This is a genomic window from Pauljensenia sp. 20925_1_34 (assembly GCF_041432775.1).
Taxonomy (GTDB): Bacteria; Actinomycetota; Actinomycetes; order Actinomycetales; family Actinomycetaceae; genus Pauljensenia.
The window spans coordinates 1-19,186 of the sequence record NZ_JAPWAG010000011.1 but is presented as its reverse complement, the minus strand read 5'-3'; the positions used below and the strand labels follow the sequence as shown (position 1 = coordinate 19,186).

At 68.7% G+C, this 19,186-nt stretch carries 19 protein-coding genes; 9 read left to right on the top strand and 10 right to left on the bottom strand.

Going from position 1 to position 19,186, the window contains the following annotated elements:
• Positions 1–28 precede the first annotated feature (28 nt).
• Positions 29–2,872 (top strand): preprotein translocase subunit SecA, encoded by a 2,844-nt coding sequence (secA, locus tag O3669_RS05850; protein WP_371523993.1) that lies wholly within the window; start codon positions 29–31, stop codon positions 2,870–2,872.
• An 80-nt stretch (positions 2,873–2,952) separates the two neighbouring features.
• Here the strand turns inward: secA and O3669_RS05845 are convergent, their stop codons facing one another.
• Together O3669_RS05845 and O3669_RS05840 are read right to left on the bottom strand one after the other, a co-directional pair.
• The gene (locus O3669_RS05845; RefSeq protein WP_371523992.1) at positions 2,953–3,444 is read right to left on the bottom strand and encodes an Rv3235 family protein; all 492 of its coding nucleotides are present in this window, start codon (positions 3,442–3,444) and stop codon (positions 2,953–2,955) included.
• A complete protein-coding gene (locus O3669_RS05840; protein ID WP_371523990.1) occupies positions 3,441–4,238 on the bottom strand; it encodes a LysM peptidoglycan-binding domain-containing protein in 798 nt (265 codons plus the stop codon). The genes O3669_RS05845 and O3669_RS05840 overlap by 4 nt, the downstream gene beginning before the upstream one ends.
• Before the next feature lie 132 nt (positions 4,239–4,370).
• Here O3669_RS05840 and O3669_RS05835 point away from each other — a divergent pair, with 132 nt between their 5' ends.
• Entirely contained in the window at positions 4,371–4,937 is a 567-nt protein-coding gene (locus tag O3669_RS05835; protein WP_295967073.1) for a hypothetical protein, read from the top strand.
• Here the strand turns inward: O3669_RS05835 and O3669_RS05830 are convergent.
• On the bottom strand, positions 4,931–5,143 hold the full coding sequence (locus O3669_RS05830; RefSeq protein ID WP_073982547.1) for a helix-turn-helix domain-containing protein: 213 nt from the start codon (positions 5,141–5,143) through the stop codon (positions 4,931–4,933). The two genes, O3669_RS05835 and O3669_RS05830, sit on opposite strands and share 7 nt — an antisense overlap.
• A gap of 197 nt (positions 5,144–5,340) precedes the next feature.
• Here O3669_RS05830 and O3669_RS05825 point away from each other — a divergent pair, with 197 nt between their 5' ends.
• From O3669_RS05825 to O3669_RS05815, 3 genes are read left to right on the top strand one after another with little or no spacing between them, the layout of a single operon-like run.
• Complete coding sequence (locus O3669_RS05825; RefSeq protein ID WP_371524030.1) at positions 5,341–5,934, top strand: SAF domain-containing protein; 594 nt, start codon at positions 5,341–5,343, stop codon at positions 5,932–5,934.
• Positions 5,931–7,115, top strand: a complete 1,185-nt coding sequence (locus tag O3669_RS05820) for an AAA family ATPase (RefSeq protein ID WP_295967076.1) — start codon at positions 5,931–5,933, stop codon at positions 7,113–7,115. The genes O3669_RS05825 and O3669_RS05820 overlap by 4 nt, the downstream gene beginning before the upstream one ends.
• Positions 7,116–7,117: 2 nt before the next feature.
• Positions 7,118–7,585: a hypothetical protein gene (locus O3669_RS05815; protein WP_371523989.1), complete on the top strand. Its 468-nt coding sequence runs from the start codon at positions 7,118–7,120 to the stop codon at positions 7,583–7,585.
• Positions 7,586–7,726: 141 nt separating this feature from the next.
• Here the strand turns inward: O3669_RS05815 and O3669_RS05810 are convergent, their stop codons facing one another.
• Entirely contained in the window at positions 7,727–10,801 is a 3,075-nt protein-coding gene (locus tag O3669_RS05810; protein ID WP_371523988.1) for an AAA family ATPase, read from the bottom strand.
• Positions 10,798–12,003, bottom strand: a complete 1,206-nt coding sequence (locus O3669_RS05805) for an exonuclease SbcCD subunit D (RefSeq protein WP_371523987.1) — start codon at positions 12,001–12,003, stop codon at positions 10,798–10,800. Before O3669_RS05805 ends, O3669_RS05810 begins: the two co-directional genes overlap by 4 nt.
• A gap of 101 nt (positions 12,004–12,104) precedes the next feature.
• On the opposite strand from O3669_RS05805, the gene O3669_RS05800 reads away from it, so the two are divergent.
• Positions 12,105–12,833 carry a gamma-glutamyl-gamma-aminobutyrate hydrolase family protein gene (locus O3669_RS05800; protein ID WP_371523986.1) on the top strand — a complete coding sequence of 243 codons (729 nt, stop codon included), beginning with the start codon at positions 12,105–12,107 and terminating at the stop codon, positions 12,831–12,833.
• Between the two features lie 12 nt (positions 12,834–12,845).
• On the opposite strand, the gene O3669_RS05795 is transcribed toward O3669_RS05800, so the two are convergent.
• From O3669_RS05795 to O3669_RS05775, 5 genes are all read right to left on the bottom strand, one after another.
• On the bottom strand, positions 12,846–13,247 hold the full coding sequence (locus tag O3669_RS05795) for a hypothetical protein (RefSeq protein WP_371523985.1): 402 nt from the start codon (positions 13,245–13,247) through the stop codon (positions 12,846–12,848).
• Positions 13,248–13,589: 342 nt separating this feature from the next.
• Positions 13,590–14,042, bottom strand: a complete 453-nt coding sequence (locus tag O3669_RS05790; protein ID WP_371523984.1) for a hypothetical protein — start codon at positions 14,040–14,042, stop codon at positions 13,590–13,592.
• A gap of 98 nt (positions 14,043–14,140) precedes the next feature.
• On the bottom strand, positions 14,141–15,226 hold the full coding sequence (rsgA, locus tag O3669_RS05785; RefSeq protein WP_371524029.1) for a ribosome small subunit-dependent GTPase A: 1,086 nt from the start codon (positions 15,224–15,226) through the stop codon (positions 14,141–14,143).
• Positions 15,226–16,578, bottom strand: coding sequence for a 3-phosphoshikimate 1-carboxyvinyltransferase (gene aroA, locus O3669_RS05780; protein WP_371523983.1), 1,353 nt, complete (start codon positions 16,576–16,578; stop codon positions 15,226–15,228). Before aroA ends, rsgA begins: the two co-directional genes overlap by 1 nt.
• Positions 16,575–17,102, bottom strand: coding sequence for a DoxX family protein (locus O3669_RS05775; RefSeq protein ID WP_371523982.1), 528 nt, complete (start codon positions 17,100–17,102; stop codon positions 16,575–16,577). The genes aroA and O3669_RS05775 overlap by 4 nt, the downstream gene beginning before the upstream one ends.
• A 198-nt stretch (positions 17,103–17,300) precedes the next feature.
• Between O3669_RS05775 and O3669_RS05770 the strand changes: the two genes are divergently transcribed.
• From O3669_RS05770 to O3669_RS05760, 3 genes are all read left to right on the top strand, one after another.
• Positions 17,301–17,948: a sigma-70 family RNA polymerase sigma factor gene (locus tag O3669_RS05770; protein WP_371523981.1), complete on the top strand. Its 648-nt coding sequence runs from the start codon at positions 17,301–17,303 to the stop codon at positions 17,946–17,948.
• On the top strand, positions 17,945–18,244 hold the full coding sequence (locus O3669_RS05765; protein WP_371523980.1) for an anti-sigma factor: 300 nt from the start codon (positions 17,945–17,947) through the stop codon (positions 18,242–18,244). Before O3669_RS05770 ends, O3669_RS05765 begins: the two co-directional genes overlap by 4 nt.
• A gap of 238 nt (positions 18,245–18,482) precedes the next feature.
• Complete coding sequence (locus O3669_RS05760; RefSeq protein ID WP_370465157.1) at positions 18,483–18,557, top strand: 50S ribosomal protein bL37; 75 nt, start codon at positions 18,483–18,485, stop codon at positions 18,555–18,557.
• Positions 18,558–19,186 lie beyond the last annotated feature (629 nt).

Here is a 19,186-nt window from a genome sequence, read left to right as displayed (position 1 = left end):
AGCGGGCTATAGACGTCAGGAGCTATTCGTGTCGATTATTGACAAGATCCTTCGCGCGGGCGAAGGCCGCATGCTGCGCAAGCTGGATCGCCTCGCATCGCAGGTTGATGCCATGCAGGAGGACTTCGAGGCCCTGACGGACGAGGAGCTGCAGGCCAAGACCCAGGAGTTCAAGGACCGCCTCGAAGAGGGTGAGACCCTGGACGACATCCTGGTGGAGGCGTTCGCGACGGTCCGTGAGGCCTCGTGGCGAATCCTGCGCATGCGTCCCTTCCACGTTCAGGTCATGGGCGGCATCGCCCTGCACCAGGGCAAGATCGCGGAAATGAAGACCGGTGAAGGTAAGACCCTGGTCGCCACCATGCCCTCCTACCTGCGTGCCCTGACCGGCAAGGGCGTGCACGTCGTGACGGTTAACGACTACCTGGCGAAGTACCAGTCGGATCTGATGAGCCGCGTCTACAACTTCCTGGGCATGACGTGCGGCTGTATCCTCGTGGGCCAGACGCCTGCTGAGCGCCGCGAGATGTACGCCTGCGACATCACCTATGGCACGAACAACGAGTTCGGCTTCGACTACCTGCGCGACAACATGGCGCAGGTCCCCGAGGATATGGTCCAGCGCGGCCACGCTTTCGTCATCGTCGATGAGGTCGACTCGATCCTCATCGACGAGGCCCGTACCCCGCTCATCATTTCGGGTCCCGCGGACGGCGACCTGAACCGCTGGTACGTCGAGTTCGCGCGCATCGCGCGCCTGCTGACGCGCGACGAGGACTACGAGGTCGATGAGAAGAAGAAGACGGTCGGCATCCTGGAGCCGGGCATCGACAAGGTTGAGGACCAGCTGGGCGTGGAAAACCTCTACGAGGCAGCCAACACTCCGCTCATCGGCTTCCTCAACAATGCGATCCGCGCCAAGGAGCTGTTCTTTAGGGACCGCGACTACATCGTGGACGGCGGCGAGGTCCTGATCGTCGACGAGCACACGGGCCGCGTCCTGCCGGGCCGTCGCTACAACGACGGCATGCACCAGGCGATCGAGGCCAAGGAAGGCGTGGAGATCAAGGCCGAGAACCAGACGCTGGCCACGATCACGCTGCAGAACTACTTCCGCCTCTACCCGGAGGGGTCGCGCTCGGGCATGACCGGTACGGCCGAGACCGAGGCCGCCGAGTTTGCCTCGACCTACAAGATCGACGTCATCCCGATCCCCACGAACAAGCCGATGATCCGCAAGGACCAGCCCGACCTCGTCTACCCGACGGAGAAGGGTAAGCTCAACGCGATCATCGAGGACGTCGTCGAGCGTCACGAGGCCGGCCAGCCCGTCCTCATTGGTACCGCTTCCGTTGAGAAGTCCGAGCTGCTGAGCCAGATGCTCAAGAAGAAGGGCATCAAGCACGAGGTGCTCAACGCCAAGCAGCACGCCCGCGAGGCCGAGGTCGTCGCGATGGCGGGCCGTAAAGGCGCCGTCACGGTGGCCACGAACATGGCCGGCCGTGGTACCGACATCATGCTGGGTGGTAACTCGGAGGTCATCGCGCAGAAGAATCTGGCTGCTGAGGGCCTGGACCCGAAGGCGAACCCGGAGGAGTATCGCGAGGCGTGGCCCGTGGCTCTCAAGGACGCGGAGGAGGCCGTCAAGGCCGAGCGTGAGGAGGTGCGCGAGCTGGGCGGTCTGTACGTGCTCGGTTCGGAGCGCCACGAGTCGCGTCGTATCGACAACCAGCTGCGTGGTCGAAGCGGTCGTCAGGGGGACCCGGGCGAGTCCCGTTTCTACCTGTCGATGGAAGACGACCTGATGCGCCTGTTCAACTCGGGCATGGCCCAGCGCATCATGGCCTCGGGCGCCTACCCGGAGGACCTGCCCCTGGAGAACCGCATCGTGTCGCGTTCCATCCAGTCGGCTCAGCACCAGGTGGAGGCTCGTAACTTCGAGATCCGTAAGAACGTCCTGAAGTATGACGACGTGATGACGGGTCAGCGCGAGACGATCTACGGTGAGCGTCGCAAGGTCCTGGAGGGCGAGGACATGGGGCCGCAGCTGCGTTCCTTCATGGAGTCCCTGGTCACGGGCCTGGTCGACGAGGCCGTGGCTGACAAGGCGGTCGACGAGTGGGATCTGCACGCCCTGTGGGAGAACCTGCGCGGCTACTACCCGCCGTCGGTCACCATCGAGGAGATCGAGGAGGAGCATGGTGGCAGGAACTCCCTCACCCGCGACGACCTCGTCAACGAGCTGGTGGGCGATATTCACGCGGTGTATGCGGACACGGAGGATCGCCTGAACGCGAACCCGCTGGCGCAGGCGCAGCTGGGCGAGGAGCCCATGCGCACGCTTGAGCGTCGCGTCGTCATCTCCGTGGTTGATCGCCTCTGGCGCGAGCACCTGTACGAGATGGACTACCTCAAGGAGGGCATCGGCCTGCGCGCGATGGGTCAGCGTGACCCGCTCGTCGAGTACAAGGATGAGGGCGCTCAGATGTTCCAGGCGATGGTTGAGCGCATCCGCGAGGAGTCGGTCCAGCAGGTGTTCAGCTTCGCGAAGCAGTTCGAGCGTGCCCTGGTTGCCGCCGAGGAGGAGGCGGGCGGTTCGATCGCCAGCGCGTCCGTTGCCCCCGAGCAGGCCCCCGCCTCGTCCGAGACCGCCGAGCCCAGCATCGAAGAGGTGGCTGCCGCAGAGTCCGCCGCCTCCGAGGCCGCGCGCGAGGCCGTGGCGCACGCCCGCTCCGTCATGGGCAACGTGGGACGACAGAAGGCGCCGAGCCGCGTGAGCTACAACTCCGCCGAGGGTTCGTCCGCCCCGTCGTCGTCTGGCGGCAACCGCGCGGAGCGTCGCGCTGCCGCTAAGAAGCGTCGCCGCCGCTGACTGTGTGCGATAACGGGTGAGGGGTTCTATCGAGAACCCCTCACCCGTTTTCTGTGCGCGCTCGCGCCTCGATCAGCGCGTTAGGCGAGCTCGAGGGCGGTGGCCATCCAGCGTCCCCGGTATTCCTCAAGGCGCAGGGCCAGCGCGAAGGTGCGTGCGGCCGTGGCGACGATGACGGCGACTTCCGTGTGCCCGGTGTCGAGGGAGCACACACGTACGTGTATCGCGGTGGCGCCCCGGGCGCAGGGGGCGAGGTGGACGTTTGCTAGGGCGGTGTACAGGTCGGGCAGGAGCCAGCGGCGCAGTTGGGGCGCTTGCCGGGCTCCGGTGACGACCTCGACGATGGCGCGGGCCAGCGTCGCGGCCCAGGGACCGGGGTCGGGCAGCGCCTGGCTCTCGGGCGAAGCGTCGGCCAGGCAGACGACGCGGGCGGAGGGGGCGTGCGGGATCGGGCGTTGGGAGCTCCACCGGAACGGCGAGGAGGGGCTGGGGTGGGAGTGTCCTGGCCTCGTGTGGGCGTGGGACGCGGATGCGGAAGCGCTGCGAGGCCTGGGGGTGATGTGTGTGCTCATGGCAAGTCCTGGGGAATGGTGAGGCGCTGCCCGGGATAGATGAGGGAGGGGTTGGGGATCGCCTCGGCGTTGGCGGCGTGAATCGCCTGCCAGACGCGGGTGATGTGGGCGTCGTCGGCTCCGGGGCGCACGGCCTCGGCAATCGACCAGAGGGTGTCGCCCGGGGCGACCGTGTGGGTCTGGGGCGGATCGCTCGCGCCGCGCGAGGCCGCGTCGGGCGCTGCCGAATCGGGGGCGGGTGCGACCGTCGGCGACGAGGCGGGGGTTGCGTCGGTCGCGTCCTGCGGGCTTGGCCCTGGGCTGGGGGAGGCGTCGGGCGCGTCCTGCGGGCTTGGCCCTGGGCTGGGGGAGGCGTCGGGCGTGTCCGCCCACGTCAGAGATATGTCGGGCGCGTCCGCGTCGCGGGGCGAGGCCAGGGCGGCACCGATCGGTGCCGCCGTGAGCATGGCCGACCCGATGAGGGCGCTGGCGCCGGCGCGGGCAAGGAGGGAGCGCGACAGGCTTGTCCCGAATCGAGTGACGAGGAATCTGGTGGCCCTGCGCAGGCCAGCGGGGGCCAGCCGCAGGGTTGCCAGGTGTGCCAGGGCGGAGGATAGAAGGCCCCAGGCCAACAGCGCGAGGCCGACGAGGGCGAGGACCCATACGACGAGTGTCTCGGGGGCGCTCGGGGTGATCGGCGGCGCTGCGTAGGCCAGGTAGGCGGCGTCGAGGAGTGCAAGCGGCGCGCCTGCAAGCCACAGGAGTGCGTCGGTCAGGTATGCCTGACCCGTTCGAGAATCGGAATCGTAAGTCATGAGGAACTCTTCATCGAGTGGACGGATTCGATAGCCACTACTATCCGCTTCGTACGAATAGATGTCAATCGATATCAATCAATGTAATTGAAATGTGATGTGTGACGCACGTATGTGTGGCATTGTAAAGGTATGGATATGCACGCGTTCATGGATGAGTTGGAGGCTCGCTTCGACGAGGTGCGCAGTCGCGAGCTGGAAGAGCTCATCGACGAGCTCACCGATGCGGAGCGCGCCTCGGTCACCCTATCCGCGAGGCTCGCCGGTGCTGACGGCCTCATCAATCTGGCGCTGCGCGGCGGAAGCGTCCTCGTTGGTCAGGTGCTTGACTCCACCCGCTCGTGGGTGCTGGTGCGCGAGGCGAGCGGTGACAGTCTGGTCATGCTCTCGGCGCTCGTCGGCGCATGGCCGCTCGGGCGCAGCGTTGCGCGCGAGTCGTCCGTTCGTGGCGGCGTCGGCGTTGGGCACGTGCTGCGTGAGCTGTGTGCCCGCGGGGTCGACGTCGCCATTGACTCGGACTGTGGTGACCACCGGGGGATCATCGACGCGGTCTATGCGGACCACGTCGATGTCGCCCTCAGCGGTGCGGTCGTCGGCTATGACGGCCGCGATGATCAGGAGGGGCAGACCGTGTCGCTGGCTCTCGCGGGGCTTCGTCGACTCCGCGTGCTGGGCCAGCGCTGGTATGCCGACTACTGAGCGTGCTCAGCCTTCTGACGCTCGCGCGTCGCGGCGTACTGGTCCTGGATGAACTGCTCCAGGACGGACTCTTCGATCCTCCAGACGTGCTTGCCGCCCACCTGGATGGCGGGCAGTTCACCGGAGGAAACGAGGGCGCGGGTGGCTGACATCGTGAGGTTCAGGGTCTCGGCGACGTCAGCGAGAGTGAGGAATCGTGTTGCCATGGCAACATGATATCAGTTGAGATCGTTTCGTTTAAATCGTTTGAGTCAGCAATTTTTCCGCATCTCGATCGGCTGATCGGGTCGGTTGATCTCGATGAATATCCGACAACCTACCGTTTTCGCTCGAAAGCGTGCATCATGGAAGGGTGAAACGCGTCTCAGCTTCAACGTCGATTCCTGCGCGCGCCCCCGGCAAGATGGACCGTCGATTCATCATCGGGGTCGTCCTCATCATCGCGTCAGTGATCGCCTTTAGTGTCCTTGGCGGCTTCCTCCGGGGAGGAACCCGCGTCTACTCGGTGACGACGAGCATCGCCCCCGGCGAGGAACTGACGTCCGACAACGTTCGAGAGGTCTGGGTCTCCGTCGACACCTCCGTCTACGCTCCGACGACGGAAGCGCCCCTGGGTAGCCGCGCCGCGCGCATGCTTACCCCGGGCCAGCTCGTCATGCGCGCGGACCTGGCCACGGGCGACCAGGCGGGCGCCGCCGATCCCGACGGGATGGTTCGCGTCGCCCTGACAGTGAACGCGGGACTGCCCGACGGGGTTGCTGACGGCACGCCGATCCGGCTGTGGTCCGTGCCCGCTCGCTCGCCCGCGGGCGGCGAGACGAAGGCCCGAGAGATCGACGGCACCTTCACCTTCGTCCGCTCCGTCGACGCCTCGAGCATCGGAGCCCGGCGCGGCACGCGCATCGAAATCATGGCCAACGCGCAGTCGCTGCCCACCCTCTTGGCCTCGCAGACCTCGACTGACCAGCTCGCCGCCGTCCCCGTGGGGGCCTCGTGAGCGCCGTCCACGGAGTCGTGATCCTGGCCGATCAGCGCTGGGAAGCGCCGATCATCCAGGCGATCCAGTCCCGCGCCGACGCCCTGGCCATCGTGCGACGCTGCGCCGATCTCGCCGAGGTGATCGCCGCGGCCAGGGCCGGCGTCGCGGACCTGGCGGTCATCGACGGGGCCGACCCGGACCTGACCGCCGAGGCCGTGGCCTCCCTCCAGTCGGTCGGCATGTCGGTCGTGGCGCTGGCCCCGCACGCGGACCGCGCACGCTTGCGCAGCCTGGGCGTGGCCTCGGTCGCCGCGCCCGCAAGCCCCGAGCAGGTCGTCAACTCCCTCATCGCCGCGACTCGCGCGCGCAGGCCTATCCCGGCCACGGCCTCGGCCCCGCCGCCCCCGCCGATGCCCACCGACCCGGGAACCGTGCTCGCAGTCTGGGGGACTTCGGGGGCACCCGGGCGCACGACCCTGGCAGCCGGAATCGCGACGGCGTTGGCCAAGGTGGGGCCGAGCCTGCTCATCGACGCCGATATTGCCAACCCGACCATCGCCCACCTGCTCGGCCTGCCCGTGCACGCCTCCGGCCTGTCGATCCTGGCGCGCACGGCCTCGCGCGGGCCCTTGACCCCCGAGGACGTCGCGGGGGCGAGCGTGCGGCGAGCCGACAACCTCGCCGTCGTTACCGGCTTGGTCACCCCGCACCGCTGGCGCGAGGTGAGCCGCACGAGCATCGAAGCCATCGTCGGGGCAGCCCGCCTGTGCGCCCGCTACAGCGTCATCGACATCGCGGCCACCTCCCTGGAGAAAGCGACGCGCGGGGTCAACCGCGACGACGTGGCCCTGGGAGTCCTGGAGAGGGCTGACCGCCTCGTCATCGTGGCGCGCGGCGACATTGTCGGCATCAACCGGCTGTCCTTCCTGGCGCGCTGGTGGTCTGAGCAGGGGCGCGATATCCCCGTTGACGTCATCGTCAACCGCGTGAGCTCGGACGCGATCGGGGCGCGCCCGGTGGCCGCCCTCCAGGCCGCCATCGGAGCGTTCATGCCCGGGCGCATCTTCCACACCGTCAACGAGGATCCCGGCGTCGCCCGGGCTGCGCTGCGCGCCCAGGCCCTGGGTGAAAAGGGCACCCGTTGCCAGGCAACCGACGCGTTGGAAGCGATTGTGGCCCAGTGGGTGCCTACACTGTGACCATGCGCGTCTACGTTCCCGCCGTCCTGTCCGACCTGTCCGTCCCCCTGCCGCCCGTGCGTGGCGGCGTGGTCGCCGTGCCCGACGCGGCGATGAGCGCAGAGGACGTCGAGGTCCTCGAAGACGACGCGATCACCGAGGCGGCCCTGGTCTCCCTGGAGCAGGTACGCGAGGAAGGGGCGCAACCCGCGCGCATCGTCCTGGCAGTCGACACGCCCACCTCGACGACGCTGAGCCCCGGCGAGGCCATCGAAGCCAACATTTTCACCGCCCCCGCCTTCGAGTACACGTGGTCGGACGTGGCAGCCATCCTCGCGGACCTGCCTGACGCCGGGCCCGCCGTCGCCGCCGTTGTAGCCGCCGAGACGCAGGAGGAGGCCGACGAGGCCGTGGCCGCCCTGTGGGAGTCCTCCCTGGCGTGGTTCGACCGCTCCGAGCGCCCCGACGTGCTTGCACTGCACCGCGGATAGCTACCTGCGCGGGTGCGCGGTCATGTGCGCGCATGCCACCGTGCGGCCCGGGTAATCACGCATGCCATCGCGTCGGCGCGCACGGAATCCACGCGACGTGTGGCATCGGGCCGCACACCGATGCCCGCCCGCTTCAGATTCCTAGGCGCGCACGCGCAGCGTTGAGCCGCCGTCTTCGAGCGGACGCACCTGGATCTGGTCGGCGATCTGTGTCGCCATCTCCTCCACGTGGGAGATGACGCCGACCGTCCGGCCCGCGCAGCGCAGGGCCTGGAGCTGCTCCATGACGAGCGAGAGCGTGTGCGAGTCCAGCGAACCGAAGCCCTCGTCGATGAACATGGTGCGCAGCTCGACCCCGCCAGCCTCCGCCGAGACGACGTCGGCCAGGCCGAGCGCGAGGGCGAGGGACGTGTAGAAGGTTTCCCCGCCCGACAGCGTGCGCGGGCTGCGCGTCGCATCCGTGTCGTGGTCGATGATCGCCAGGCCCAGGCCCGACTTGCGCGATGCCGTGCCGTCGTCGGGGACTGCCACCAGCTCGTAGCGCCCCGAGGAGATGCGCTCCAGGCGCGGGTTCGCGGCCGCCAGTACCTCCTCCAGGCGGGCGATGAGCACCCAGGCGGACAGGGGAGTGGAGGCCAGGTTGTCCGGCCCGGAGGCTGACGCGATGTCGGCCAGGCGACGGATCGGCCCGGCCTGGGCGCGGGCCCGTGCGAGCTCAGCCAGCGCGTCGTGCAGCGACGCGCTGGCAGCGTCGAGCTGTGCGCAGTGTTGCTCCAGCATGCCCGCCGCCCTCGCCATGGTAGCGGCCTCCTCGTCCGCGCGGCGCGAGGCCTGCGCGAGTGCCTCGACGTCGGGCGCTGGGGTAGCCGCGGCGCGGGTCAAGCGTTCGGACGCGAGAGCCTCGCGCACTGCGAACAGCTCCTTATCGTGCGTGGCAACCCGATCCTCCACGGCCTCCACCTGGGAGAGGGGACGCAGAGCCTCGCGCCACGAGTGGGCCTCCAGGCCCTGCGCGTCGAGGGCATCGGCGAGGGAGCCACGAGCCTGCGCGTGGGCATCACGCGCGTTCGCCCAGTCTGCGCAGGCGCCGGCGAGTGCGGCCATGCGCTGCGCGCGCCGATCAAGGTCTGCCGCCCGAGCGTCCAGAGACTCAAAACCCGCGCGCTCGGCCTCCACACGCTCGGTGGCGCTGGCCAGCGCGGACTCGCGCTCACGCAGCGTCGATGCGAGAGAAGCAGCGCTCTCGCGCTCGGCTCCCAGGGTGTCCGTCAGGCCGTCGAGGCGTGCGCGCTCCTGGGACAGGGCAGCCTCGACCTGGGCGATCTGCGGGCCGAGAGCCTCCAGCTTGTCAACGCGAGCAGCGGCTTCGTCCCGCTGAGACTCCAGCATGGGCGTGGGCGCGCCCGCGACCTCGTTGAGCTGAGCGATGCGGCGCACGAGGTCCTGGTGGCGGGACCGCGCGTCCCGCAGCGCGCTCTCGGCACGGTCGCGCTCCTGGTCAAGCTGTGCGACCTGCTCGCGGGTGATCTGCCCGTCGGCAGCCGGCGCCGGGTTGGGGTGCTCGGTGGACCCGCACACCGGGCAGGGTAAGTCCTCCTCAAGCTCGGCCGCCAGGGCCGAGGCGCTCTGGGCGATCCACAGGTCGTGGCCGTCCGCGGACGCCGCATTCGCGAGCTTCGCCGCGACCGTCGCGTCGCGCAGGTCGTCGGACGCCCCCAGGAGAGCCGAACGCAGGAGGTCAGCTTGCAAGGACGCGTCCAGGCGCTCGTGGAGGGCTCGCAAGGTGGACGCGGCCTCGGGCAGGGTGTCCGCGTCCGCACGCATGAGCGACAGCGCCGCGCCCGCCTGCTCGATGGCCCGCGGGAGAGACTCCCGCTCGGCCTCGATCGAGGCAACGCGCGCGGTTGCCTGCTCGTGGCTCGCACGCAGGGAATCAATCTGCGCGCGCAGACCGGGCAGGGAGCGCTCCGTCGACAGGGCCTCCTGGAGGCCGCCCCGCACGCGCGTTGCTTCGTCGCGCCGACCCTGGGCGCGCTCGCCGAGAGCGGCCACGGCCTCGGCGGACAGGGAAGACGGATCGAGGTCCGACCCGTCTTCGAGCGCGGGAGACAGGGCAACGACCTGATCGCCGGCCGCCTCCAGGCGCGCCCGCGCCGAGGCCTCGGCCTGGTCGTAGGGGAGGACCGCAAGCGCCCGGCGTGCCAGGCGCGCACATTCCCGGTCTGCGTCGATGGCCTCCTGCGCAGCCGTCAGCTCGGCGAGCGTTGCCGCCGCACGCGCGTGTTCGGCCTGGTCGGCGGCCAGGGAACGCCCCTGCGCCAGCGCCTCGGCGGCCTCGCGCGCAGCCAACGCGGACGCCTGAGCGACGCGCTGGGTCTGTGCATGAGCCTCGCGCGCGCGATCGCACGCCGTGCGCGCCCATGCCGTCACCGCGCTGGAATCCTCCGCGCCGGCATCGAGCAGGGCGGCCTCATCGGCCCGAGAGATACGCTCCCCGGCACTGCCATTGTGGAACACATCGTCATCGCCGAAGGCCCCATCCAGGGAACGCACGCGCTCGAAGGCACTGACGGCACCCACGCGCCGCTCCTCGATGCCGCGCTTAGACGACGCGGCGGCCTCGGCCAGCGCCTTCGTGAAATCCGCGTAGATCTGCGTGTCGAAAATGTCGCGCAGGATCTGCTCGCGCGCCTCGGAGGTGGCGTTAAGGAACTGAGAGAACTTGCCCTGGGGGAGCACGATGGTCTGGAGGAACTGGTCCTTATCCAAGCCGACGATCGTCGGGATCTCGTAGCCCACGTCGCGCGGCCCCGACGCGATGGCCTCGACCGTGCGCCAGCCGTCGGGAGCGTCCGGATCCTCCACGACGCGCGTGAGCGTCGACTTCGAGTTGCGCTGCGATTTCTTACCCGCCGGAGTGTACGCGGGGGTGCGGCTCACGCGGTAGATGCCCGTGGCCACCTCGAAGACCAGGTCCACCTCCGAGGGGTCCGAGTCCGAAATGTGGTTGGAACGCAGCCGATCCTTGGAGGCGTCCTTCGTGCGAGCGACATCCCCGTACAAGGCGAAGGTGATCGCGTCGATGATCGTGGACTTGCCCGCACCCGTGGGCCCCTCCAGCAGGAAGAGCCCCGAGTCCTCGAAAGCCGTGAAATCGATCGTGTGCGCCCCGGCGAAGGGCCCGATACCCCGAATACGCATCCAACGAATCTTCACTGCATGTCCTTTCCTCGAAGCTGTGCCCACACGTCCTGGGCGAGAAGGCGCTCCTGATCCGATAGCGGCCGCCCGCCCACGGCCTCGTAAAACTCCTCGGTGACCTCGCGCGGGTCCCGGGAAGGGCGCACCTGGCGCGCGGGCGCGAGCGCGGGGGCCTGGGCGGGGCGGTGCACGACCACCAGCGCGTCAGGGTAGAGCGCGCGGATGCGCGGCACCATGCGCTCGGGGCGGGCATCATCCGTGACCGTGATCGACACGTACGAGGCCCGGGCCTCCTGATCGGGGTTCGCCAGCAGCTCGTCCATGGTGCCCTCGAGCACGCAGATCCCGTGCAGCGTCGGAATGGGAACCACCTCGATGTCGGTGACCGAGGTGGCGTCCGTGGTCACGAGGGTGACGGACTTGGTGGCCCCGGCCTCGGAGAACGAGTAGGCGATTGGCGATCCCGCGTAGCGGATCGGCACCGACGCTCCCGCGATGTCCTGCGGGCGGTGCAGGTGCCCGGCGGCCACGTAGTCCAGGCCGTGTATCAGGGGATCTGCGCCCCCGAGCGTGTCGAAGAGGTCCGCGGACACGGATGGCACGCCGCCGACCTGAATGTCGCGTTCGGAGTCCGAGGCCTGGGCACCCGTCACGAATGCGTGCGGCATCGCGATGGCCGGGCGCTGGTCGCCACCCTCCCGCCGGACCTCCAGATCCGCGCGCACCCGGCGCAGGGCCGCCGCCAGCACCGCCTGGTGGGAACGCGGCAAGGGAGCGGGCAGGCCGCCCTGCCCCTCCGGGGGCAGATCCGACAGCGACTGGCGCACGAGGTCCGGCTCCAGGTATGGCATCGGGTAGATGAGGGCGTCGGCGGCCTCGACCGGCACACCGATCGCCTCCGGATCCGTCACCACGTGCAGGGAAGGGGTGAGCATGTCGGCGAACAGGCCCAGACGCGCCGCCCCGTCGTGATTCCCCGACGTCAAGACGACCGTCGTGAGCGCGGTCAGCTCGCGCAGGGCGCGTCGCATCCGCGCCAGCGCATCCACGGGCGGCACCGCGCGGTCGAACACGTCGCCCGACACGAGCACGGCGTCCACGCCGCGCTCCCGGACCAGATCGACGAGCCAGTCGATGAAGGCATCCGCGGAATCCGCCAGGGACTGCCCGTGCAGCGTGCGCCCCAGGTGCCAGTCGGAAGTATGCAGAATCAACATGCCACCAGTGTGGCAGAGAGCGCCCACATCTGCGTCCGTCACACACGCTTGGAACGCGGACACGCGCTGCGCCATTGCTCCCAGCCGATAGCATGGTGGGCATGACAAAGCCCTTCCTCATGCTGACCTCGCGCGACGACGGCCCCGTGCTGGCCTCGGAAAGCGCCGACCTGCCGCGCTTCTCGGGACTGACCCCGGGTCACGTCCACCAGGTGCGCATCGAGAGGGAGCTGCCCGACCTGGACCTGTCGGCATACTCCGGCGCCTTCGTGTGCGGGTCCCCCTGGGACGCCAACGCCGACGACCACCTGAAGGAAGAACGCCAGGTGCGTGCCGAGGCCTGGCTGCGTTCCTTCTACGACCGCGCGCTCGCGGAATCCTTCCCGATCTTGGGCCTGTGCTACGGGCTGGGCACCCTGACCCTGCACCTGGGCGGCGTCATCGACACCCACCACGGCGAGGAAATCAGCGGCATCGCGCTGACGAAGACCGACGCGGGCCGCGACGACCCGCTCCTGGAGGGCACGCCCGACCGCTTCTACTCCTACGTCGGCCACCACGAGGCCGTGCGCGAGCTTGCCCCCGGCATGCAGGTCCTCCTGGCCGGGGACGACACCCCGATCCAGATGGTGCGCGTCGGCGAGGCCGCGTGGGCGACCCAGTTCCATCCCGAGATGGACCTGGACGGCGTCAACGTGCGCATCGACCAGTACGCGGGCCGCTACTACCCGGCCGAGAAGGCCGAGGCCATCCGCGCCCAGGTCGCAACCGTCGACACGGCCCCCTCGCGCATCATCCTGCGTAACTTCGTGCGCCGCTTCCAGCGCTGAGCGACCGCGCGCCTACTGGGCAGGAGGCGTGCCCAGGCCTCGGCGCTGCCGGTCCTTGGTGATCATGATCGCAACGCTGATGCAGATGGTCGCGAGGAGCGCGGCTGCGGCGATCAGCCACGGGATCGTAAACGGCGAGGCGTCGGCTGCCCTCGTGGTCATCGATCCCACGAGAATGGCGAGGATGGACACGGTTGCGCACGCCAGTCCAACCCGTTCGTAGGTGCGCGGAGTGGGACGCATGCTCGTGGGAGGAAGCGCGCGCGTGGATCCCGGCATCTGGTTGGCCAACAGCGCTGCGGCGATCGCGATGATGTAGTCGCTCATCCTCACGTCGGCGCTGATGAAGGAGCTTCCGATCGAGACGACGGCGAGGAGGACGAGGACTGCGAGGAAGACGTAACGCAGCGTCATGTCAGCGTGCGTCGGTTCGGACGGGTCGGGGGTTGCTGAGGGATGGCGGGCGTTTGACACGGCGATCACATCCTTGTGGAAGGGGGTGTAGCGGCCGTCGCTACATTCTCATTGTTGGCCATGTGACGTAACTGTCAAGTAGGGGGCATGACTGATTAGTCACATTACATGGGTGTGATTTGTGTCTGTGACGTCCGTGTGCTAACTCTGCTGTCGCTTGAGGCGCAGCACCACCGAGCAGGTCGTGGCCACCAACAGCAGTGCCGGGCGCGCCACGACGCGACCACCCCTCGGTCGGGAGCGAGCGGTGGCCGCTGTCGGCGGCGACGTGAGGGTGCGAGGCTATCCGGCTGGGTCGATCGGTCCGCTGTGGCGGGCGCGGTCCTTTGCGATGATGAGCACCACGAAGAAACAGAGGGTAGCGAATGCGGCGATCATCGAGACGTTCCATGGCATGTTGTAGGGCTCGGGGTCGATGCCTCCGCTCGTGACATCACCGATGATGACAGCGGCGGTACATACGAGGGAACAAGCCATCACCACCCACTCGCAGGCCCGAAGTGCCCGGTGTGCGCCAGGAATGTGACGCGAATAGCCAGGGATGTAGACAGCGAGGAGCAACGCAGCGTCGGCGAGCCCGTAGTCGTTTAGGCGGTTGTCCTTCCCGAAGAAGGTGCCGCCAATCGAATAGACGACCGTGCCGATCAACAGCGCGAGGAAGAAGTAGCGGAGGACCTTGTCGACCCGCGAAAGCCCCGCAGTGTTGCCGATGAGGTTCTGCTCGATGGTGGACATAGCGATCACGACCTTGTGAATCAGAGATAGCGACCTTCGCTATTTCCTCATTATCCCCCCAGTGGCGGTGTTGTCAAGGCCTTTGGGCTTGATAATTGTCAGCGAGCCGCCCTGCTGGCCGCCTCCGCCGTCGCCACGGCCTCGAGGAGCCTGCGCACTGACGCCACGCGGGAAGTACGCTCGGAGCGCACCTGATCCGCATCCCCCTCCCCGGCCTCGTCAATCGCGAAGGGGCCGGTGGCGCGCGCGTAAGTGTCAAGTGCGCACGAGGGCTCCTCCTCGTCGTGCGAGCACAGCGGCAGGCACCAAGCGGCGGCGTCGGCGACGTCCGGGAAGACACCGAGCACGTCGGCGACGCTCACGTGCCCCAGGCCGAAGGAGCGCACGCCGGGCGTATCGACGATCCAGCCGCCCTCGTCGAGCTCGAAGGCCTCCGAGGACGTGGAGGTGTGGCGCCCGCGCCCTGTCACCTCGTTGACGTGGCCCGTCGCGCGGCCCGCGCCCGGCACGAGCAGGTTGATGAGCGTGGACTTGCCGACCCCCGAGTGCCCCACCAGCACCGACCAGTGGCCGGCCAGCAGGGCCCGCAGCTCGGCGACGCCCGGGTCGGCTTCCCCGGCCTCGGCGCTCGTGAGCACGACGCGCACGTCGAAGTCCTGGTAGGCGGCGATCAGCTCGTCTGCGCTGGCCAGGTCCGCCTTCGTCAGCACGAGGATGGGGGTCAGGCCCGCCTCGTAGGCGGCGACCAGGCAGCGGTCGATCATGCCCGTGCGCGGCGGCGGATCCGCCAGCGCCACGACGATGCACATGGTGTCCGCGTTCGCGACGATTGCCTTCTCGCCGCGCTGATCCGGCGCATCCTCGAGGGAGCGACGCAACACCGAAGATCGCTCCTCGACGGCGACGATGCGCGCGAGCGTGTCGGGGCGCCCGGACAGGTCGCCGGTCAGGCGCACTCGGTCGCCCATGATGACGGAGCCGCGCCCCAGCTCGCGGGCGCGCACGGCCACCACGCGGGTGCCGTTCTCCTCCAGGCTCACCTGGTAGCGGCCGCGGTCGATGCCGATGACGCGGCCCAGCGGCTTGGAAGACCAGTCGGGCCGGTCCTTCGTGCGCGGGCGCGAGCCCTTGCCGGCGCGCACGCGCACGCGCGGGTCGTCGGTTCCGGTGTCGCGGCGGACCATCACTGCTCCTCCTCGATCGACGAGGCCGGGGCGGCCTGGGTGTTTCCCTGACCGCCTCCGGTGACGAGCGAGGCCCACATCGCCTCGAAGCCGGGCAGCGTCTTGGACGTGCAGGCGATGTCGTCGACCGTGATGCCGGGGGTGACCAGGCCCAGGATCGCGCCGAAGGTCGCCATGCGGTGATCCGCGTAGGAGCGGATCTGCGCGGCGTGGAGCGGGCGCGGCGTGATGATGAGGCCGTCCTCGGTCTCTTCGGCCTGCCCGCCCGCGCGGTTGATCTCGGCGACCAGGGCCGCCAGTCGGTCCGTCTCATGTCCGCGCAGGTGCGCGATGCCGCTCAGGTGTGATGGGCTCGAGGCGTAGGCGCAGATCGCGGCCAGGGTGGGGGTCAGCTCGCCGACCTCGGCCATGGTCGCCTTGATGCCCGGGTAGTTGCCGGCGCCCGGTCCGCTCAGGGTCAGGCCCTCCTCGTCGAGCGTGATGGTTGCGCCCATGTGGCCAAGCAGTGCGCGCCAGGCGTCGCCCGCCTGCGTCGTCGCCCCCGGCCACGCCGGGATTCGCACGCGCCCGCCCGTCACCATCGCGGCCGCCAGGAATGGGCCGGCGTTGGACAGATCCGGCTCGACGGTGATGTCGCCGCCTCGCGGACGCGACGGGAAGACGTGCCAGGTGGACAGGTCGGCGCGGCCCTCGTCCACGACCTCCAGGTCGACGCCCGCGCCAGCCAGGGACGCCAGCGTCATCTCCACGTGCGGCATCGACGGGACGAGTCCCGGAGCCGACACGAACAGGGGATCGCCGACCAGGGGAGAGACGAGCAGCAGGGCGGAGAGGAACTGCGACGAGGACGAGGAGTCCACCCAGGCCTGCGCGCCCAGCGGCGTGTGGATCGGACCCTGGATCGTGAAAGGCAGGTGTCCGCGCTCCCCGTGATAGGTGACGGTCGCGCCCATGCGCACCAGGGCGTCCAGGAGTGGACCGAGCGGGCGCGCGTAGGCCTGCTCATCCCCGTCGAAGAGTGTTTCCTCGGGGGACAGCGCCGCCAGGGGCGGCAGGAAGCGCATGACGGTGCCGGCCAGGCCGCACTCGATGCGCCCGCCGCGCGGCGGAAGCTCCATCGGAGTGACGCGCAGTGTTCCCGCGCCCTCGTCCTCCACGCGCGCGCCCATGACCTCCAGGGCGGCCGCGAACAGGCGCGTGTCGCGCGCATCCAGGGCACCGCGAATGACGGAGGGAAAATCAGCGACGGCAGCCAGGTAGAGGGCGCGCGCCGTGATCGACTTTGAGCCCGGCACCTCGACCGTGGCATCCACGGGGGAGGTGGCCAGGGGAGCGGGCCAGGGGGCGCTCACGAAGCGGTGCCGCTCAGACGCTCCATGACGGCGGCCTCGGCCGCGGCGATCGCGCGGCGCTGGTCGCGGCGCATCGCGTGGGCGACGAGGGCCGAGGGCTGACCGACGCGATCCGTCGACGCCAGGAGAACGCCTGCGGCCAGGCCCGCCTTATTCAGCGTGCGGTAGCGACGGCGCTTGATCTGCTCCTTGGACAGGCCTCGCGTCGTTCCCGGCAGGGGAGCATTCACGAGGGCCATGGGCGCGCCGATTGCGGCCAGGGTCAGTGCGGCCACGCGGGGCTTACGGCCCAGCGCAAAGCGCAGGCCCGCGACGACCGTCACCGCGCCTGTCACGCGGGTCGCGACGGCCAGCTGCTGATCCGTCAGCGGCTCCAGGCCGACCGCGTCGGTCGCCTTGTCGATGAGGGGACGAACGCCCGCGGCGCGCTCCACGTGGAAACGCGGATGCATGAGGGCATCAACCCCATCGGCGATGAACGGGGCGGCGAGCAAGGGACGGGCAACAACGCGCAGCAGATTCATACCCCTATTGTTCGACACCTTTGCCCCCGGGGGAAGCCGAACGGCCCGGCCACTCCCAAACAACAGGATGAAAGTGGTGCAACGCACAATTGTTGGGGGTTGTGGAATAAAGAGGGGCGTGAGGCGTTGCCCTCAGTATGACCACCCATCGCCCACTCCCATTCGCGCCGCCCGTCAGCGCGACTAGGCTGGGAGCCGATGGACACGACAACCCCCTCACCGACGCCACAGGCACCCGAGCCCGCCCCGGCCTCGTCCGCCCCGGCCTCGTCCGCCCAGGACGGCGCTGCGCTCGAGGCGCGCTTCATGGACGAAGCGATGCCCCTCATGAACCAACTCTTCGGCGCGGCCCTGGGTATGACCCGCAACCGAGCCGACGCGGAGGACCTGGTGCAAGAGACCTACCTCAAGGCCTACCAGAAGTTCCACCAGTACAAGCCCGGCACCAACATCAAAGCCTGGCTCTACCGGATCCTCACCAACACCTACATCACCGGCTACCGCAAGGCCCAGCGCTCACCCAAGCGCGCCTCGAGCGACACCGTCGAAGACTGGCAGCTGGCCGACGCCGCCTCCCACTCGGAGACGGGCCTCAAATCCGCCGAAGTAGAAGCACTCGAGGCGCTGCCCTCCACGCAACTGCGCGAGGCCCTCGATTCGCTCTCCGAGGAACATCGGATGGTTGTCCTCATGGCTGACGTTGAGGGAATGAGCTACAAGGAAATTGCCGAAGAACTAGGAGTTCCCATGGGGACCGTCATGAGCCGACTGAACCGCGCGCGTAAGAACCTGCGCGCCTCCCTGGCCGACGTCGCCGCGGAATACGGGATCGGAGGAGCCAAGTGAACACGCGCGTCACCTGCCAGGACGTCCAGGACGCCCTGTACGAACTGATCGACTGCGAGGAGTGCGACCGCCGCTCCGGCCTCATCGACGCCGGATCCGTGCCCGGGCCGAACGCCCGCGTCCGAGCCCTCATGATCCAGCACGTCGCCACCTGCCCGCACTGCGCCGACGCCCTGGACGCGGAGCGCCACGTGCGAGCCCTCATGCGCGGCTGCTACGAGTCCGAGCAAGCCTCGCCCGCGCTGCGCGCCCGCGTCCTCGCTTCCATCACGGCTGTTTCGGTCACGTGGCGCTGAACGCGGCCTCGCGCGCGGCCGCTCCCTGCACCCGCGCCGCCGCCTCCACTATGAGTGTGTCACTCACCTGGCGCTGAACGCGGCCTCGCGCGGCCGCTCCCTGCGCTCGCGTCGCCGAGGCCGGGGACGCCTCCCGTTTTCGGTGACCTTCGTCGCCGCGGTGGCGTTGTGCCTTGGTGGTTTGGGTCAATGTGTGCAAAAATGCTTCAGTCTAGACAACAAACCCAAGGAGAATGACATGTCGAAGCGGGGTCGTAAGCGTCGCGATCGTCGTAAGAACGGCGCGAACCACGGCAAGCGTCCTAACGCCTGAGCCGATTTCGTTGCGCGCCCGGACCGAGCGGTCCGGGCGCGTCTTGTATCCGCCGGTGGCAGCAACCAGCCGTAACCGTGGGGTTATAGGACACTACGTGTTGCTGGAGGGGTGACTTTTCGGCGTGTCGGTGCGGGAAAATCGGTGTTTTAGTTGGTTGGAACCAACTATGAGGATGGACAAAACGTGTTGGTTTCGTGGCGACTTTTCGGCTTGCTGGTTCGGGAAAGTCGGTGTTGAAGACGGTTGTTTCATCGTGGGGGCATGAATACCCCCACATGCCCGGCGGGCCGACTGACGGGGGCGCCCGGCGGGCGGGCCTAGCAACGGCCGAAATAACAGCGCGAGGGCCGCTGCACCCGTTACGGGGCGCGACACCCGTTACGAGGCGCTGCACCCGTTACGAGGCGCTGCACCCGTTACGAGGCGCTGCACCCGAACAGAAGGGGTGTAATGCCTACGGATCGGGTGCAGCGCACCCAATCACAAGAACAAACGCGGAATCTGCGAGACGACCGCCGACACACACAAGGCGGGTTAACGGGCTAATACGAGCGCGGGCAGCCCCGCCCAGACACGCAATACCGGGTTTACGTGCGACATAGCCGGTCAGCGCACGCAATAGCGGG

Coding starts and splice junctions, on each gene's coding strand:
- O3669_RS05845 (WP_371523992.1), bottom strand. CDS start 3,444: ATGAGCACACACATCACCCCCAGGCCTCGCAGCGCTTCCGCATCCGCG.
- O3669_RS05840 (WP_371523990.1), bottom strand. CDS start 4,238: ATGACTTACGATTCCGATTCTCGAACGGGTCAGGCATACCTGACCGAC.
- O3669_RS05835 (WP_295967073.1), top strand. CDS start 4,371: ATGGATATGCACGCGTTCATGGATGAGTTGGAGGCTCGCTTCGACGAG.
- O3669_RS05830 (WP_073982547.1), bottom strand. CDS start 5,143: ATGGCAACACGATTCCTCACTCTCGCTGACGTCGCCGAGACCCTGAAC.
- O3669_RS05825 (WP_371524030.1), top strand. CDS start 5,341: ATGGACCGTCGATTCATCATCGGGGTCGTCCTCATCATCGCGTCAGTG.
- O3669_RS05815 (WP_371523989.1), top strand. CDS start 7,118: ATGCGCGTCTACGTTCCCGCCGTCCTGTCCGACCTGTCCGTCCCCCTG.
- O3669_RS05805 (WP_371523987.1), bottom strand. CDS start 12,003: ATGTTGATTCTGCATACTTCCGACTGGCACCTGGGGCGCACGCTGCAC.
- O3669_RS05800 (WP_371523986.1), top strand. CDS start 12,105: ATGACAAAGCCCTTCCTCATGCTGACCTCGCGCGACGACGGCCCCGTG.
- O3669_RS05795 (WP_371523985.1), bottom strand. CDS start 13,247: ATGACGCTGCGTTACGTCTTCCTCGCAGTCCTCGTCCTCCTCGCCGTC.
- O3669_RS05790 (WP_371523984.1), bottom strand. CDS start 14,042: ATGTCCACCATCGAGCAGAACCTCATCGGCAACACTGCGGGGCTTTCG.
- rsgA (WP_371524029.1), bottom strand. CDS start 15,226: ATGGTCCGCCGCGACACCGGAACCGACGACCCGCGCGTGCGCGTGCGC.
- O3669_RS05775 (WP_371523982.1), bottom strand. CDS start 17,102: ATGAATCTGCTGCGCGTTGTTGCCCGTCCCTTGCTCGCCGCCCCGTTC.
- O3669_RS05770 (WP_371523981.1), top strand. CDS start 17,301: ATGGACACGACAACCCCCTCACCGACGCCACAGGCACCCGAGCCCGCC.